Here is a 14,824-nt window from a genome sequence, read left to right as displayed (position 1 = left end):
GCTAATTGTTGAGCACAATGACGATGCAGCAGAATCGCAGCCCCTCGGACGAGACCCGTCCCGACCCGACCTGGCGGATCGGTCCCGTCGCGATCCGCCGCCGCGCGGTGCTCGCGCCCATGTCGGGCGTGACGGACCTGCACATGCGCCGCATCGCGGCCGGTTTCGGCGCCGGCCTCGTCGTCTCCGAGATGGTCGCCTCCGACGAGTTCGTGAAGGGCGACGAGGAGACGAGGGTGCGGGCGGAGGGCGAGGGCGTCTCGCCCCACGTCGTCCAGCTCGCCGGCTGCGACGCGCATTGGATGGCGGAGGCCGCGCGCCTCGCCGAGGCGAACGGCGCGGACGCCGTCGACATCAACATGGGCTGCCCCGCCAAGCGCGTCACCGGCGGCTGGGCGGGCTCCGCGCTCATGCGCGACCTCGACCACGCGACGGGCCTGATCGAGGCCACGGTCGCGGCCGTGTCGATCCCGGTCACGGTGAAGATGCGGCTGGGCTGGGACGACGCCTCGTGCAACGCGCCCGAGCTCGCGCGCCGGGCGGAGGTGGCGGGGGCGCAGGCGATCACCGTGCACGGCCGCACGCGCCAGCAATTCTACAAGGGCAACGCCGACTGGGACGCGATCCGCCCCGTGCGCGCGGCGACGACTCTCCCGCTCGTCGCCAACGGGGACATCGCCACGCTCGACGACGCCCGCGTCTGCCTCGCCCGCTCGGGCGCCGACGCGGTGATGATCGGCCGAGCGGCCACGGGCCGTCCCTGGCTCGTCGCGACGATCGGCGCGGGTCTCGCCGGCGAGTACGCGTCCGAGCCGAGCGCCGAGGCGAAGGTCTCGGCGATGCGAGCGCATTACGAGGGGCTGCTCGCGCTCTACGGCGCACGCATGGCCGTGCGCCACGCCCGCAAGCACCTCGCCGCTTTCGCCGATCACGCCCGCGCCGACGGCTTCGCCCTGCCGCAGGCGGCGCGCGCGAGGCTCGTCACCAGCGACGACCCCGCCGAGGTGCTCGCGCTGATCGGCGCCGTCTACACCCATCCGCTCCGGGACGCCGCATGAAGACACCCACCACCGACGCGGTGATGAACGCGCTGCCGCTTCCGGTCCTCACCGTCGGACCCGAGCACGTCATCCTGTCCGCCAATGCCGCGGCGGAGGCCTTCCTGGAGGCGAGCCAGCGCGTCCTGCGCCGCCAGAAGCTGAGCGATTACATGCCGTTCGGCTCGCCGGTTCTGAACCTGATCGAGGAGGTCCGCCGCCGGGGCGTGTCGGTCAGCGAGTACCGGGTCGACATCGGCGGGCCGCGGCTCGGCATGGAGCGCATCGTCGACGTGATCGCCTCGCCCATGCCCGAGGACGCGGAGCAGGTCGTGGTGATGATCCAGGAGCGGACCATCGCCGACAAGATGAACCGCCAGCTCACCCACCGCACGGCGGCGCGCTCGGTGACGGCGCTCGGCGCCATGCTCGCTCACGAGATCAAGAACCCGCTGTCGGGCATCCGCGGCGCGGCGCAGCTCCTCGAGCAGTCCGCGGCCGACGACGACCGCGCCCTCACGCGCCTCATCTGCGACGAGGCGGACCGGATCGTGAAGCTCGTCGAGCGCGTCGAGCTGTTCGGCGAGCAGCGGCCCGTGGAGCGGGTGCCGGTGAACGTCCACAGCGTGCTCGATCACGTGAAGCGCCTCGCGCTGTCGGGCTTCGCGCGCCATCTGCGCATCGTCGAGAGCTACGACCCGTCGATCCCCCACGTGCTGGCCAACCGCGACCAGCTGGTCCAGGTCGTGCTCAACCTCGTCAAGAACGCCGCCGAGGCCATCGGCCCGGACGCGCTCGAGGGCGAGATCGTGCTCTCCACCGCCTTTCGCACGGGCGTGCGCCTCGCGGTGCCGGGCTCGGCCGAGCGCGTCTCCCTGCCCATCGAGATCGCGGTGCGCGACAACGGGCCGGGCATCCCGCCCGAGCTCGTTCCCGATCTCTTCGACCCGTTCGTGACCACGAAAGCCAACGGCTCTGGCCTCGGACTTGCATTGGTGGCGAAGATCGTGGGCGACCACGGGGGGATCGTCGAGTGCGATCCCGCACCGCGCAAGACCACGTTCCGCATGCTGCTCCCGATGCATACGGCCGAGGACGGCCGCGGCTCGTAACGCGTAACCGACATCCCCCGAGAGTGCCTCACATGCCCAGCGGACACATCCTCCTCGCAGACGACGACGCCGCCATCCGCACGGTGCTCAACCAGGCGCTCTCGCGCGCCGGCTACGAGGTGCGCTCGACCTCCAACGCCGCGACGCTCTGGCGCTGGGTGGCGCAGGGGGACGGGGACATCGTCATCACCGACGTGGTGATGCCCGACGAGAACGCCTTCGACCTGCTCCCGCGCATCAAGCGGTTGCGGCCGGAGCTGCCGATCATCGTCATGAGCGCGCAGAACACGTTCATGACGGCGATCAAGGCCTCCGAGCGGGGCGCCTACGAGTACCTGCCGAAGCCCTTCGACCTGAAGGAGCTCGTCGCCGTCGTCGGGCGTGCGCTCTCGCGTCCGCGCGGGCCGGTCTCGGCCGGGGACGGGGAGGGGGAGGACATCCCGCTGGTGGGCCGCTCGCCGGCCATGCAGGAGATCTACCGGGCGCTGGCGCGCCTCATGCCGACCGACCTCACCGTGATGATCACCGGCGAGAGCGGCACCGGAAAGGAGCTGGTCGCCCGCGCCCTGCACGATTACGGCAAGCGTCGCTCCGGGCCCTTCGTCGCCGTGAACATGGCGGCGATCCCGCGCGATCTCATCGAGAGCGAGCTCTTCGGCCACGAGAAGGGGGCGTTCACCGGCGCGACCCAGCGCTCGGCCGGGCGCTTCGAGCAGGCGGAGGGCGGCACGCTGTTCCTCGACGAGATCGGCGACATGCCGATGGAGGCGCAGACGCGGCTCCTGCGCGTTCTCCAGCAAGGCGAGTACACGACGGTGGGCGGGCGAACCCCCATCAAGACCAACGTGCGCATCGTCGCCGCCACCAACAAGGACCTGCGCATCTCGATCCAGCAGGGGCTCTTCCGCGAGGATCTGTTCTTCCGCATCAACGTCGTGCCGCTGCGCCTGCCCCCCTTGCGCGAGCGCGTGGAGGACATCCCCGACCTCGCCCGGCACTTCTTCGCCCAGATCGAGAAGGAGGGGCTCGCCCGAAAGCAGATGGATTCGGAGGCGATGGACCGCCTCAAGCGCTATCGCTGGCCCGGCAACGTGCGCGAGCTCGAGAACCTGATCCGCCGCCTCGCCGCGCTCTATCCGCAGGACACGATCACCGCGCCGATCATCGAGGGCGAGCTCGACGTGCGCCCCATCGAGAGCGTGGTCGGCGGCGACCCCAACGAGCCGGAGGCGCCCGAGACGCTCTCAGGGTCGGTGGAGCGCCACCTGACGCGCTATTTCTCGAACTTCCGCGATACGCTGCCCCCGCCGGGGCTCTACCACCGCATCCTGCGCGAGGTGGAAGGCCCGCTCATCGCGGCCGCGCTCACCGCCACCCGCGGCAACCAGATCCGCGCCGCCGAGCTGCTGGGTCTCAACCGCAACACCCTGCGCAAGAAGGTCCGCGACCTCGACCTCCCGGTGATCCGCACCTCGCGGTGAGGGCGTTGCGACGGATTCGGTTTCCGGCGGGTGCCGGCTGGTCTATGGTCCGAGCGTCAGGGAGCCCGTGAATGACGTTCCAGCCTCGGATGATCCACGCCTTCTCGCATGCGCTGGTGACCGACGCGCCGGCGTTCATGCCGTTCGCCGGCAGGGACCCCGACGATTACGCGGCGTACCTCCGCGAGGTGGTCACGGACTTCGAGACACGTTCGGACGCGTGGATCCGGCAGGGTCGTGCCCTGCGCGAGGAACTCTGGCCCAGCCTGACCGAGCGGCGTGGGAATTCCGACGACATCGCCGCCCTGGAGCGGATGATCGAGGAGCTGGCCGAGCGGCAGAAATCGGTGAAGGCGCAGGCACGGGCCCACGAGCGGGTGTGGCGGCGTGTCATCCGGGACGCGGCCGCAGTGTCCAGAGCGCATCAGGACGACATGCGAGAGATCAACCGCCGCGTCCGGCGGGTCGTCGAGCGGCGCTTCGAGGAGCGCGAGAACTTCGCCGACTTCCTCCGGGCCGCTCGTGCAGAGCTCGCAGGAAGCCGGCAGGACGCCCCCGTCTTCGACGACCCCGCCGAGATGGAGCGCTACCTCCGCAGCGCGCTGTTCTGAGCCGTCGGTGACCATCCGCATAGCCATCGACTCGGCATTCGTCGCCGGCGCACGAAAGCTGCCGCCCGATCGGCGCAAGGGTGCCATGGCAGCGCTCGACAAGTTCCAGCGCGAGCCGAAGCTGCCGAGCCTGCGCTTTCGCGCTCTCCAAGGCGCCGACAGCTATTTCATCATAAACTGCGCCCATGGTGACCGCGTCATCCTCCGCAAGGAGAGCGACGACCTCTTTACCGCCGTCGACGTAGGGCCGCACGACAACGTCTATCGGCGGTGGAACAGAACCTAGCCTTTCAGCCCACCTCCACCACCCGCCCGCCGGCGGCGCGGGCGTCCTCGGCATCGTGCGTGACCATGAGGGTCGGCAGGCCGCGGTCGCGGGCGCGGGCGAAGACGAAGGCGCGCACGTCCTGGCGCAGGGCGGCGTCTAGCTTGCCGAAGGGCTCGTCGAGGAGGAGCGCGCGCGGCTCGGCGAGGAGCGTGCGCAGGAGCGCGACGCGGGCGCGCTGGCCGCCGGACAGGGTGGCCGGGTCCCGGTCCGCGAAGCCGGCGAGACCGGCCTGAGCGAGTGCCTCCTCGACGATGGCACGCCGGCGCGACGCCTCGCGCACGCCCGCGCGAAGCCCGAAGGCGAGGTTTCCGCCGACGGTGAGGTGGGGGAAGAGCAGGTCGTCCTGGAAGAGGATGCCGACGGCCCGCTTCTCCGGCGGCATGCCGGTGACGTCGAGATCGTCGACGAGGACGCGCCCGCGCGCGGCGAACGCCTTGGCGAGGAAGCCGCCCACGTAGGCGAGCAGCGTCGACTTGCCCGAGCCGGACGGGCCCATCACCGTCACGACCTCGCCGGGCGCAACGTCGAGGGAGAGCGGCCCGACGAGGGGGCGCGCGTCGAGCGTGATGGCGACGTCGTCGAGAACGAGGCCTCTCACGGCGTGCCCTCCCGCAAGGTGACGCGCCGCCGCCGCGCCGCGATCAGGCCCGGGCCGGCGAGCGCGGCGGCGTAGACGAGGAGCGGCAGCGCCGCCTGCAGGAAGGCCGTGACGCCGACGACCCGGCGATCGGCGCCCGAGGAGAGGGTCACGGCTTCGGTGGTCAGCGTCATGATGCGTCCCGCGCCGGCGAACAACGTGGGTAGATAGAGCGCCACGGAGACGGAAAAGCCCACCGCGAACGCGGTTGCGACCGGGCGCGCGAGCATGGGCAGCTTCACCGTGAAGAACGTCCGCCACGGGCTCGCCCCGAGTCCTGCGGCGATGCGCGCATAGCGCGGATCCAGCGCGCGGAACGGGTCGGCGAGCGAGAGGAAGACGTAGGGCAGCACGAAGAGCAGATGCGCCCAGATCACGGCGGTGAGCGTTCCGTCGAGATCGAGCCGCACGAGCGCCACCTGCGCGCCGAACAGGAAAGCGATCTGCGGCACGAGAAGCGGCACGTAGAGGAGCCAGAGCGCGCGCGCGCCGGGCTTCAGGTCGCGCCGCGCCTCGTTCTCCAGGCAGGCGAGGGCGAGGATCACCGCGAGCAGGCTCGCGGCCGCGGCAATGGCGGCCGTCGTGGAGACGAGATCGCTCATCGTCGGCAGCGCGCGCTCCCAGGTCCGCAGCGACAGCGCGCGGGGCAGGGCGTCCGGGTAGCGCCAGTTCTCCGCGATCGACCAGAGCGCCATGACGCCGATGGCGGCGAGGATCGCGACGCCCGACACGACGCCGCCGGCGCCGCCGAGCGCCAGCACCGGGCCGGCGAGCCCGGTCCGCCGGCCGCGTTCGCACCAGGCCCGGTGGATGCGCTTGACGAAAGCCTCCGCCACGCGCCACGCGCCGATGCCCGCGACGACGACGGCGAGCTGGAGCGTCGCGGCCGCGGCGGCGACCGGGTAGAGCGAGAGGTCCCAGCTCGAGAACCAGCGCATGGCGAGCACCGCGAGCGGCGGCGGCGTGCCCGGCGCGAGCACGAGGGCGACCTCGACGTTGGACAACGAGAAGGCCAGCACCGCGTAGACCGGGAGCCGGATCTGCCGGTAGATCGCCGGAAGCACCACCTTCGCCCAGGCGACGAGGGGCGCGTAGCCGAGTGCCCGCGCGGCCGCGAGCGCCTGCGCCGCGCGCACCTGCCCCTGCGCGGCGAGCACCATCAGGACGAGGAACGCCGTCTCCTTGATCGCGAGGCCCGCCACGTAGGAGAGCCCGTAGGGATCGCGCACGATGGCGAGCGCGGGCGGGCGCTCCCAGCCGGTGAGCCAGGGCGAGACCACGCGCACCAGCAGGCCAGACGATGCGACGAGGAAGGCGAGGCCGATCGCCACCGCGACGTGCGGCGTCGCGAGGAGCGGCGCCAGAGCGCGCTCGAGCCGCGCGATCCCCGGCCGGCTCGAGGCGAGCGCGGCGAAGCCGCAGGCGAAGACGAGGGCGAGCGCGGTGGATAGGAGGCCGCTCGTCAGCGTCAGCCGGATCGAGGCGTCGATGCCGGGCTGCTCGGCGAGCGTGCGCCACGCGTCGAGCGTGAATCCGCTCTCCCCGATCGCCGGCAGGACGCCGAAGGCCGGCGCGAGCGTGCCTAGAAGCCCCGCGCCGATCGGCACGAGGAAGAGCGCCAGCGTGAGCGCCGGCGCCGCGCGCAGGACGTCGGGGCGGGTGGTCATGGGCGGTATGTCATGGGCGGGTCGTCATGGGCGGGTCGTCGTCTCCCTCCCTGTAGGGGAGGGGAATGCCGGCGCAAGCCGGCTAGGGGTGGGGTGCGTCGCCTGCAGACGAGGCGCAAGGTCGGCGCGCCCCTCTCGGCTTCGCCGAGCACGCCTGTCGGCGTGCCCCATCCGTCACGCCGCTTCGCGGCGCGCCACCTTCCCCTACAGGGAAGGAGGGGGCGTCGTCCTCGATGCCGTCTGCGTTCACCCCGAGATCCGCCGCTCCCAATCCTCGACGAGGCGCGTCATCCAGGAGGGGTGCGGCTCGGGGAGGACGCGCACGAACTCCTCCGGGGCGGGCATGGCCGGGTGCGCGTCGGTGACGTCGAAGGCGGCGCGCTCCTCGGCGGAGAGCGCGGAGAGGTCGAGCACGGTGAAGGCGCCGAGATTGGCGGGGTCCTGGGCGCGAGCCTGGGCCTGCGGCGACATCAGGAAGTCGGCGACGACCATGGCGCCCTCGGCGTTCGCCGCGTTGTAGGGGATCGCGACGAAGGAGGTGTTGCCGATCGTGCCGTCCTCCAGGAAGAACACCCGCGTCGTCTCCGGCAGACGGCCCTGGATGGCGCCCGCCGCCGCTTCCGCGGGGTTGAAGGTGATGGCGATGTCCGTCTCGCCGTCGGCGAGGAGCTGGTTCTGCGCCGGGCCGCTCTCGGGGAACTCGGCGCCTGCGCGCCAGAGATGCGGGCGCAAGGCCTCGTACCAGTCCCAGACGGGCGCGACGGTCTCCTCGTAGGTGGCGTCCGCCGCCGGCGCCTGGAGCGCGGCGGGGTCCGCGACCAGCTCCACGAGGGCCTGCTTGAGGAAGGTCGCGCCCAGGAAGTCGCGCGCCGTGGGATGCGTGAGGCGGCCCGGGTTGGCCGCCGCCCACTCGCCCAATTCCGCGATGGAGGCGGGGACCGTGTCGGCGGCGACCCGCTCGGCATCGTAGAGATAGGCCACCTGCGCCACGCGCCAGGGCGCGGCGAGGCCGTCCACGGGCACGGTGAAGTCGACGACGTTGGAGGGCTTGTCCTCGACGTCGACGAGATCGAAATTCGGCAGCGCCTCGACGAAGGGGCCGTAGAGCAGGCCCTGGTCCTTCATGGCGAGGAAGTTCGGCCCGTTGATCCAGATGAGGTCGACGGCACCCCCGTCGTCGCGCCCCGCCGCCTTCTCGGCGACGACGCGCGAGACCGCCTCCGCCGTGTCGGAGAGCTTCACGTGCACGAGGGAGACGCCGTAGCGCTCCTCCACCTCCTCGCCCACCCAGGCGATGAAGTCGTTCGTCGCCGGGTCCCCGCCCCAGGCGTTCCAGTACACCGTCTGCCCGCGCGCCTCCTCCAGGATCTGCGGGAAGTCCCGCGTCTCGGGCACGTCCTGCGCCGACGCGGCCGAGGCGACGACGAGCGCGGCGACGCCGATCCCCGTCGCGAGGCTGCGGGCGATTCGGCGGGCGGGGGAGTTCATGCGGGCTCGTCCTTCTCTCGATGCGCTCGGGATATATACGCAGCGCGGAGTGCGGACGTTACAAGGGTGGCGGGGGAAATTTCGGGGGAGGGGGCTCGTGGAGGTGGAATTCGTTCTGGGCGCGAACGTGCGCGACCTGCGCGAGGCGCGAGGGCTCACCCAGGCGCAGCTCGGCGAGCGCGCCGGCGTGTCCGACCAGCTCATCGGCCGCCTGGAGCGGGCCGACAACCAGACGACGCTCAAGTCCATCAAGAAGGTCGCCGAAGCGCTCGGCGTCGACCCCCTCGACCTGTTCTCCCGCACCCCGCTCGTCGCCCCCGAGGGCGACCGCGCGCGGCTTCTGCAGAAGATCAAGTCGCGGGTCGAGCGGCTCGATGCGGCGGAGCTGGTGAAGGTGGATGTGGCGATCAGGGTGGCGTTGGAGTGACGATGTCACGCGACGGCTGAGCCGCAGCTCGAAAGGATGCGTTCGAGCACCGCCATGCGCACCGGGACGCCATTCGCCGCCTGCTCGAAGTAGGCAGCGTGTGCGGTGCCGTCCAGGCTCGTGGGCAGCTCGACACCGCGAGGCAAGGGATGGAGGATCCGCAGATCCGGCCTTGCTCCTCTCAGGGTTCGGGGATCGAGCCGCATGTCGAGAGGGATCTCGTGCGTCGGGTCTTCGTGACCACAGGCGTAGACGATGTCGCTGCGGCGCAAGGCTTCCGCCAAGTCATCGACATATTCCACCTTCAGGCCATGACGGGCGTGGCGCTGCAGTTCGCGCTCGGTCAAGCGGGTGGTCTCTTCGGTCTTCGCGAGAACGGTGACATCGGAGAAGAGGCTCAAGCCCGCCAACAGCGAATGAACGCACCTCTGGCTCAGATCCCCGAGGACGCAAACGGTCGCTCCGTCCACCGATCCGCACAGGTCGTCGATCGTGAACAGGTCTAAGATGGTCTGCGTCGGGTGCTCGGAACCGGGTCCGGCTCCGTCGCCGCCATTGACGACGGGAACTGTGCTCATCGTCGCATAATGCGCTGCTGAGCCGACGACCGGATGGCGGAGCACGACCACATCTGCATAGCCGTTCAGCACGCGCGCCGTGTCCGCCAAGCTTTCCTTCCACTCCGATCCTGCGCGCGACGCCGCCGGATCGGACATGCTCAGTATCTTTCCACCCAGCCGCAGAGCGGCCGCCTCGAAGCTGAGCCGCGTACGCGTGCTGGGCTGCATGAACAGCGTCGCGACGATCGCCTCGGATGACATGCTGCACGGCTCACCGCTTTCGAGCGCCGAGCGATGCCGGTACGCCGCGGCGAACAGCTCTTCGAGATCCGAGCGCGTAAGCTGCTCGATGGAGATCAAGCTCCAGGAGGGAGGCGCATTTCTCATGACGTTGGTTTTCCTTCAACGTGCCTGCCTCTGCTTCGACCGCGCTGCGCGGGCACCGATCGGAGCGAGGCTCGCGGCGAGGAGAACGAGGAAAGGCAGCGCGACGAGGGGACCGAGCAGCCCGGGCCCGACCGCGTCCATGCCCGCGCCCACGACTGGAACGCCGATCAGCGCGCCCAGCCCCCAGGTCACGCCCAGCGCTGCGTTCGCCGTGACGAGCGAACCGGCGGGAAAGCGTTCCTTCACGAGCGCGAGCACCATGGAGTACGCACCGAAAGCGGCGCCGCCCGACACGAAAGCGAGGAAGGCGAGCGCGAGAAAGCTGCTCGCAGCGATCGGGAAGGTCGCGCAGCAAGCGGCCGTGACGAGCGCGCAGCCACGGAGCATGCCCAGGCTGCTCCGCTTGTCCGAAAGCGCGCCGATCGGCCATTGCAGCACGGTCGCACCTGCGAGGAGGATGGCGAGGAGCACGAGCGCCGTCTCTCGGGTAGAGCCGCTCTCCATGGCGAAGACCGGAAACAACGAAAGGACGGCATTGTCGAAGATCGCAGTCGCCGCTGAGCCGATGACGAGCGCGGGAGCGGCGACCGCGAAAACGACGAGCCCTGACCCCACCTCGAGTGGAGGCAGCAGAAGATCGCGACGCGGAACGCCGACGAAGAGCGGAAGCGAGGCGGCGACGATGAGGACGGCTCCGGCAAGCAGCGCGGTAGCCGTCGCTGTCGGCAACAGCGCGAGCAGAAGCGGCCCGAGCGCATAGCCGCCGGTGACGACACCATTGTAGATGCTCAGGAATCGGCCACTGTTTCGCTCAGGAATGGCGATCATCAAGGCGCTCTCGGCGACGACGAACAAGGTGTTCGCGGAGAGCCCCAGGACGAAGCGCAGCGCCAGCCAGGCGGCGAAGGATTGCATCGCCGCCAGCATGACCATGACGCAGGCCGAGACACCGACGGCCACGACGAGCCAGGGAAACACCGGTCCTCGAACGAGGCGCGGCAGCGCGATCGCCGCGATGACGAGACCCACCGGTGTCATCGCCGCATTGATCGCGACCTCCCACGCGCCGTAGCCGCGCGAGGCGAGATCGACCGCCAGAGCCGCGTAAGCGCCGCCGAGGACGATCGAGTAGAGCGCGACGCTGACGATCAGCGCTGCGGCGGTTCGGCTCGCCTCCATCAGACCGCCCGCGCGGTGAGCATGAAGCTCAGAGGTGGCTTGATGTCCGATGCTTCGAGGGACTTGTAGGCGTCGGAAGGATCTTCGCCTGTTTCCTTGAAAGTCTCCAGCTCGAACCCCGCCGCGAGAACTGCAGTAAGGATATCTTCTAACGTATAGTGGAAATAGTAGATTTCCTTCGCATCGTATGTAGACCCACCGACATAGTCGAGGCCCGAGCGGTGGCGGAGCGGGGTCTTGTCGAAATACGACCTCACGAACTCCACCGGCCGGTTCCGACGATCCCGGTCGAGCTCGAGCATGTCGACGATCGGATGACAATCGTAGATGTTAAGCCGGCCCCCCGGCTTGAGCAGACGCCTGGCGACGCGAACGTAGGAGTTCAAATCGGGCATGAAGCAGAGCGCTCCGGACGTGACCACGACGAGGTCGAAGCGTCCGTCATGATCATCCACTATGTCGTAGACGTCCGTGGCTTCGAAGGTGCAGGGTGCATCCGCAGCGCGCGCGAGACGCTTCGCTTGATCGATGAACTCCGCGGAGATGTCGAAGCCGACGCCTCGTCGCGCGCCGAGCCGTGTCATGGAGATCAGCTCGCGACCATTGTTGCAGTTGAGCTGCGCCACTTCTGCGCCGACGAGCCCTGCCCGTTCGAGCTCCGCGGCGTGCAAAGGCGTGACGAAGCTGGTCTCAGGATTCTCGAATGCGGCAACCAGTCGCTGGGTGTGCTTCCAGTGGATCGGGGCGGCTTCGTCCCATGCTTCGCGCGCAAGCGCCGTAAATTGTTGATTGTCCATCATACGTGTCTCCAGGTGTACGTTCTGGAGATCGCAACTAACTGCAGTCGCTTCAGTTCCTACTCATCAAAGATTTTTAGAATCTCATATTACAACCAAAAAAAGGGCTGCGGCGATATCGGTTGTTGATTGAGGCGACGGCCGTCGTCACACCCCCGCATCATCCGCCGGCGGCAGGGCCGCCTTCTGCTCGGCCCTCGACATCGGCTGGTGCGTGAAGCCCCTCAGGCCCGTGGTGATCTCGTTGACGTCGCGGGTGATCTCGACGGGGGAGGCGACGTAGGCGGTCATCAGCTCGGCGAGCGAGCGCAGGGCGTGCATGTGGATGCGCTCATAGCCGTGGGAGGCGTCGATGCCGAAGGTGATGAGCGCTGTGCGCACGTCGTGGCCCGCCACCAGGGCGGCGGCGGAATCCGAGCGGTAGTAGCGGAAGACGTCCTTCTGGAAGCGGATGTCGTTCTCGCGGGCGAGGCGCACGAGCTTGCGGGTGAGGTGGTAGTCGAAGGGCCCGGTCTGGTCGGCCATGGCGATGGTCACGCCGAACTCGTCCGAGTTCTGGCCGGGCGCGGTGACGCCGTTGTCGATGGAGACGACCGCGGCGACGTCCTCGCCGAAGGCGGAGGAAGCGCCCACCCCCACCTCCTCGGCGATGGTGAAGAGCCAGTAGGTGTCGACCTCGGGCTCGAGCTGCGCGTCCGCCAAGGCCTTGATGGCGGCGAGCATGGCAGCCGTGCCGGCCTTGTTGTCGAGGTGGCGCGAGACGATGAAGCCGTTCTCGAGGAATTCCGGCTGCGGGTCGATGGCGACGATGTCGCCGACGTCGATGCCCAGCCGCAGCAGATCGGTGCGCGTGCGGCTCATGGCGTCGACGCGCAGCTCCACGTGCTGCCAGCCGACGGGCGCGGTGTCGACCTCGTCGTTGAAGGCGTGGCCCGACGCCTTGGGCGGCAGGATCGTGCCGCGATAGGTGCCCTTCTCGGAGAAGATCGTGGCGCGCGCGCCCTCCGCGAAGCGCGCCGACCAATTGCCGATGGGCACGAGCTCGATGCGGCCGTTGTCCTTGAGCTGCTTCACCTGCGCGCCCAGCGTGTCGAGATGGCCCACGAGCGCGCGGGCGGGCTTGCGGCGCCGCCCGCTGATCTTGGTGCGCACGACGCCGCGCCGGGTGATCTCGTAGGTGAGGCCGAGCCGCTCCAGCTCGCGGGAGACGTGGCGGACGATCGAATCCGTGTAGCCGGTCGGGGAGGGGATCCCGAGGAGCTCGGCGAGCCTGTCCCGGAGATAGGCGGTGTCGATCGTCAGCCGTTGCATCAGTCTCTGCGCTCGAAATGGTGGTGCCGCACGGCGGCGGGGATGGACAGGGGGAAGAGCAGGTCGACGAAGCGCTCGGCCGTCGGCTGCGGCTCGTGATTGGCGAGGCCGGGGCGCTCGTTGGCCTCGATGAAAGCGTAGGTCGGCTCGTAGGGGGAGGGAACCATGAAATCGATGCCGACCACGGGAATGTCGATCGCCCGCGCCGCCTTCACCGCCGCCTCGACGAGGCGCGGATGCACGTGGGCGGTGACGTCGTGGATGGTGCCGCCGGTGTGCAGGTTCGCCGTGCGGCGCACCACGACCTCGGTGCCGTCGGGGGCGACGTCGTCGAGGGAGAAGCCGGCCTTGGCGACGCAGCGCTCCGTCTCGCCGTCGAGGGGGATGCGGCTCTCGCCGCCCGTCGCCGCCATGCGCCGGCGGCTCTGGCGCTCGATCAGCTCGCGGATCGTGCGCTCGCCGTCGCCGACGACGCGGGCGGGCCTGCGCACGGCGGCGGCCACGAGCCGGTAGTCGATCACGACGAGGCGCAGGTCCTCGCCCGCCACCTTCTGCTCCACGAGCACGCGCTCGCACTGCTCCCTCGCGACCTCGATGGCGGCTTTCAGATCCTCCATCGTCTCGATGCCCACCGCGACGCCGCGGCCCTGCTCGCCACGGGCGGGCTTGACCACGAGCGAGCCGTGCTTCTGCAGGAAGGCCTCGAGCGCCACGTCGTCGCCCGCCACGATCTGCTCGGGCACGATCACGCCGACCCGCTCGACCATGCGCCGCGTCACCGCCTTGTCGTCGCAGATGGAGACCGCGACGCCGCTGGTGAGCTCGCACAAAGCCTCGCGGCAATGCACCGAGCGCCCGCCGTAGGTGAGGCGGAAGAAGCCGCCCTCGGCGTCCGTCACCTCGACGTCGATGCCGCGCCGGCGTGCCTCGTTGGTGATGATGCGGGCGTAGGGGTTGAGCTCCTCCTCCGGGCCGGGTCCGGCGAAGAGCTTCTCGTTGATGGGGTTCTTGCGCTTCAAGGTGAAGACGTGGAGGCGCTCGAAGCCGAGCTTCTCGTAGAGCGCGATGGCGTGCTCGTTGTCGTGCATGACCGAGAGGTCCATGAACGCGGCGCCGCGCGCCTTGAACAGCTCGGCCAGCGCGCGCACCAGCGCCTCGCCCACGCCGGGCTGCGTCGCCTGCGGGTCGACGGCGAGGCACCACAGCGAGGAGCCCTTCTCCGGGTCGTTGAAGGCGCGGAGATGATCGACGCCCGTCACCGTGCCGACGATGGCGCCCGAGACGTCGTCCTCGGCGACGAGGTGGATGATGGCGCGGCTGTCGCGACGCGCCCAGAAGAACTCGGGGGGCACCGGCACCATGGCGCGCGAGGCGTAGATGCGGTTGACCGAATCCGCATCCGCCCGCGAATCGAGCCGCCGCACCGAGAAGCCGGGATGCGCGCGCTCGCTCGGGACGTATTTGGCGAGCTCCAGGCGGTAGGTGTGCGACGGGTCGAGGAACATCTCCTGCGGCGCGGCGGCGAGCGCCACGTGCGGGTCGCGCACGTAGACGGCTATGTCGCGCCGGTCCGGCCGCTCGCCGCGCATGGTCTCGGCGAGGTCGTGCAGATCCTCGAAGGTCTGCCCGAAGAGCAGCCGCCCCCAGCCGCAATCGATCACGGCGTTGGGGCGTGCGAGCGCGCCTTGAGGGTCGAGGCGCGCGGGATCGCCACGCGAGATGTCGGCCTCGGTGCTGGTCGGGTCGGTCATGGTCTGCCCCCGGGTGCTCTCACGGGTGGTCGGATCGGTTCTTCCTGCGCG

The 14,824-nt window shown here is 69.9% G+C and carries 14 protein-coding genes; 6 read left to right on the top strand and 8 right to left on the bottom strand.

The window, feature by feature from the left end:
- The first annotated feature begins 23 nt into the window (after positions 1-23).
- The 5 genes from dusB (at position 24) to IEX89_RS00450 (ending at position 4,527) form a co-directional block, all read left to right on the top strand.
- Positions 24-1,058: a tRNA dihydrouridine synthase DusB gene (gene dusB, locus IEX89_RS00470; protein WP_188908339.1), complete on the top strand. Its 1,035-nt coding sequence runs from the start codon at positions 24-26 to the stop codon at positions 1,056-1,058.
- Positions 1,055-2,149 carry a two-component system sensor histidine kinase NtrB gene (locus IEX89_RS00465; RefSeq protein ID WP_188908337.1) on the top strand — a complete coding sequence of 365 codons (1,095 nt, stop codon included), beginning with the start codon at positions 1,055-1,057 and terminating at the stop codon, positions 2,147-2,149. The genes dusB and IEX89_RS00465 overlap by 4 nt, the downstream gene beginning before the upstream one ends.
- A gap of 32 nt (positions 2,150-2,181) precedes the next feature.
- Positions 2,182-3,630 (top strand): nitrogen regulation protein NR(I), encoded by a 1,449-nt coding sequence (ntrC, locus tag IEX89_RS00460; RefSeq protein WP_188908329.1) that lies wholly within the window; start codon positions 2,182-2,184, stop codon positions 3,628-3,630.
- A 71-nt stretch (positions 3,631-3,701) separates the two neighbouring features.
- On the top strand, positions 3,702-4,241 hold the full coding sequence (locus IEX89_RS00455) for a hypothetical protein (RefSeq protein ID WP_188908327.1): 540 nt from the start codon (positions 3,702-3,704) through the stop codon (positions 4,239-4,241).
- Between the two features lie 7 nt (positions 4,242-4,248).
- Positions 4,249-4,527, top strand: coding sequence for a hypothetical protein (locus IEX89_RS00450; RefSeq protein ID WP_188908325.1), 279 nt, complete (start codon positions 4,249-4,251; stop codon positions 4,525-4,527).
- A gap of 4 nt (positions 4,528-4,531) precedes the next feature.
- Here IEX89_RS00450 and IEX89_RS00445 read toward each other — a convergent pair whose 3' ends face one another.
- From IEX89_RS00445 to IEX89_RS00435, 3 genes are all read right to left on the bottom strand, one after another.
- A complete protein-coding gene (locus IEX89_RS00445; protein WP_188908323.1) occupies positions 4,532-5,167 on the bottom strand; it encodes an ATP-binding cassette domain-containing protein in 636 nt (211 codons plus the stop codon).
- Positions 5,164-6,873, bottom strand: a complete 1,710-nt coding sequence (locus IEX89_RS00440; protein ID WP_188908321.1) for an ABC transporter permease — start codon at positions 6,871-6,873, stop codon at positions 5,164-5,166. The genes IEX89_RS00445 and IEX89_RS00440 overlap by 4 nt, the downstream gene beginning before the upstream one ends.
- A 246-nt stretch (positions 6,874-7,119) precedes the next feature.
- Entirely contained in the window at positions 7,120-8,361 is a 1,242-nt protein-coding gene (locus IEX89_RS00435; protein ID WP_188908319.1) for an ABC transporter substrate-binding protein, read from the bottom strand.
- Between the two features lie 97 nt (positions 8,362-8,458).
- Here IEX89_RS00435 and IEX89_RS00430 point away from each other — a divergent pair, with 97 nt between their 5' ends.
- Positions 8,459-8,788 carry a helix-turn-helix domain-containing protein gene (locus IEX89_RS00430; protein ID WP_188908317.1) on the top strand — a complete coding sequence of 110 codons (330 nt, stop codon included), beginning with the start codon at positions 8,459-8,461 and terminating at the stop codon, positions 8,786-8,788.
- Positions 8,789-8,793: 5 nt separating this feature from the next.
- On the opposite strand, the gene IEX89_RS00425 is transcribed toward IEX89_RS00430, so the two are convergent.
- From IEX89_RS00425 to ngg, 5 genes are all read right to left on the bottom strand, one after another.
- Positions 8,794-9,708, bottom strand: a complete 915-nt coding sequence (locus tag IEX89_RS00425; RefSeq protein WP_188908316.1) for an aspartate/ornithine carbamoyltransferase family protein — start codon at positions 9,706-9,708, stop codon at positions 8,794-8,796.
- Between the two features lie 42 nt (positions 9,709-9,750).
- A complete protein-coding gene (locus tag IEX89_RS00420; RefSeq protein WP_188908314.1) occupies positions 9,751-10,914 on the bottom strand; it encodes an MFS transporter in 1,164 nt (387 codons plus the stop codon).
- Positions 10,914-11,714 (bottom strand): class I SAM-dependent methyltransferase, encoded by an 801-nt coding sequence (locus tag IEX89_RS00415; RefSeq protein WP_210317542.1) that lies wholly within the window; start codon positions 11,712-11,714, stop codon positions 10,914-10,916. The genes IEX89_RS00420 and IEX89_RS00415 overlap by 1 nt, the downstream gene beginning before the upstream one ends.
- 144 nt (positions 11,715-11,858) lie before the next feature.
- Positions 11,859-13,022, bottom strand: a complete 1,164-nt coding sequence (locus IEX89_RS00410) for an osmoprotectant NAGGN system M42 family peptidase (protein ID WP_188908311.1) — start codon at positions 13,020-13,022, stop codon at positions 11,859-11,861.
- Positions 13,022-14,773, bottom strand: a complete 1,752-nt coding sequence (ngg, locus tag IEX89_RS00405; protein WP_188908309.1) for an N-acetylglutaminylglutamine synthetase — start codon at positions 14,771-14,773, stop codon at positions 13,022-13,024. Before ngg ends, IEX89_RS00410 begins: the two co-directional genes overlap by 1 nt.
- Positions 14,774-14,824: the final 51 nt, after the last annotated feature.

Origin of the sequence: Salinarimonas ramus (assembly GCF_014645695.1) — a bacterium.
Lineage (GTDB): Bacteria > Pseudomonadota > Alphaproteobacteria > Rhizobiales > Beijerinckiaceae > Salinarimonas > Salinarimonas ramus.
This window is presented reverse-complemented; position numbering and strand designations above follow the sequence as displayed.

Bases quoted from the DNA above. Each gene is read 5' to 3' on its own strand.
- dusB (WP_188908339.1), top strand. From the start codon at position 24: ATGCAGCAGAATCGCAGCCCCTCGGACGAGACCCGTCCCGACCCGACC.
- IEX89_RS00465 (WP_188908337.1), top strand. From the start codon at position 1,055: ATGAAGACACCCACCACCGACGCGGTGATGAACGCGCTGCCGCTTCCG.
- ntrC (WP_188908329.1), top strand. From the start codon at position 2,182: ATGCCCAGCGGACACATCCTCCTCGCAGACGACGACGCCGCCATCCGC.
- IEX89_RS00455 (WP_188908327.1), top strand. From the start codon at position 3,702: ATGACGTTCCAGCCTCGGATGATCCACGCCTTCTCGCATGCGCTGGTG.
- IEX89_RS00440 (WP_188908321.1), bottom strand. From the start codon at position 6,873: ATGACCACCCGCCCCGACGTCCTGCGCGCGGCGCCGGCGCTCACGCTG.
- IEX89_RS00435 (WP_188908319.1), bottom strand. From the start codon at position 8,361: ATGAACTCCCCCGCCCGCCGAATCGCCCGCAGCCTCGCGACGGGGATC.
- IEX89_RS00420 (WP_188908314.1), bottom strand. From the start codon at position 10,914: ATGGAGGCGAGCCGAACCGCCGCAGCGCTGATCGTCAGCGTCGCGCTC.
- IEX89_RS00415 (WP_210317542.1), bottom strand. From the start codon at position 11,714: ATGATGGACAATCAACAATTTACGGCGCTTGCGCGCGAAGCATGGGAC.
- IEX89_RS00410 (WP_188908311.1), bottom strand. From the start codon at position 13,022: ATGCAACGGCTGACGATCGACACCGCCTATCTCCGGGACAGGCTCGCC.
- ngg (WP_188908309.1), bottom strand. From the start codon at position 14,773: ATGACCGACCCGACCAGCACCGAGGCCGACATCTCGCGTGGCGATCCC.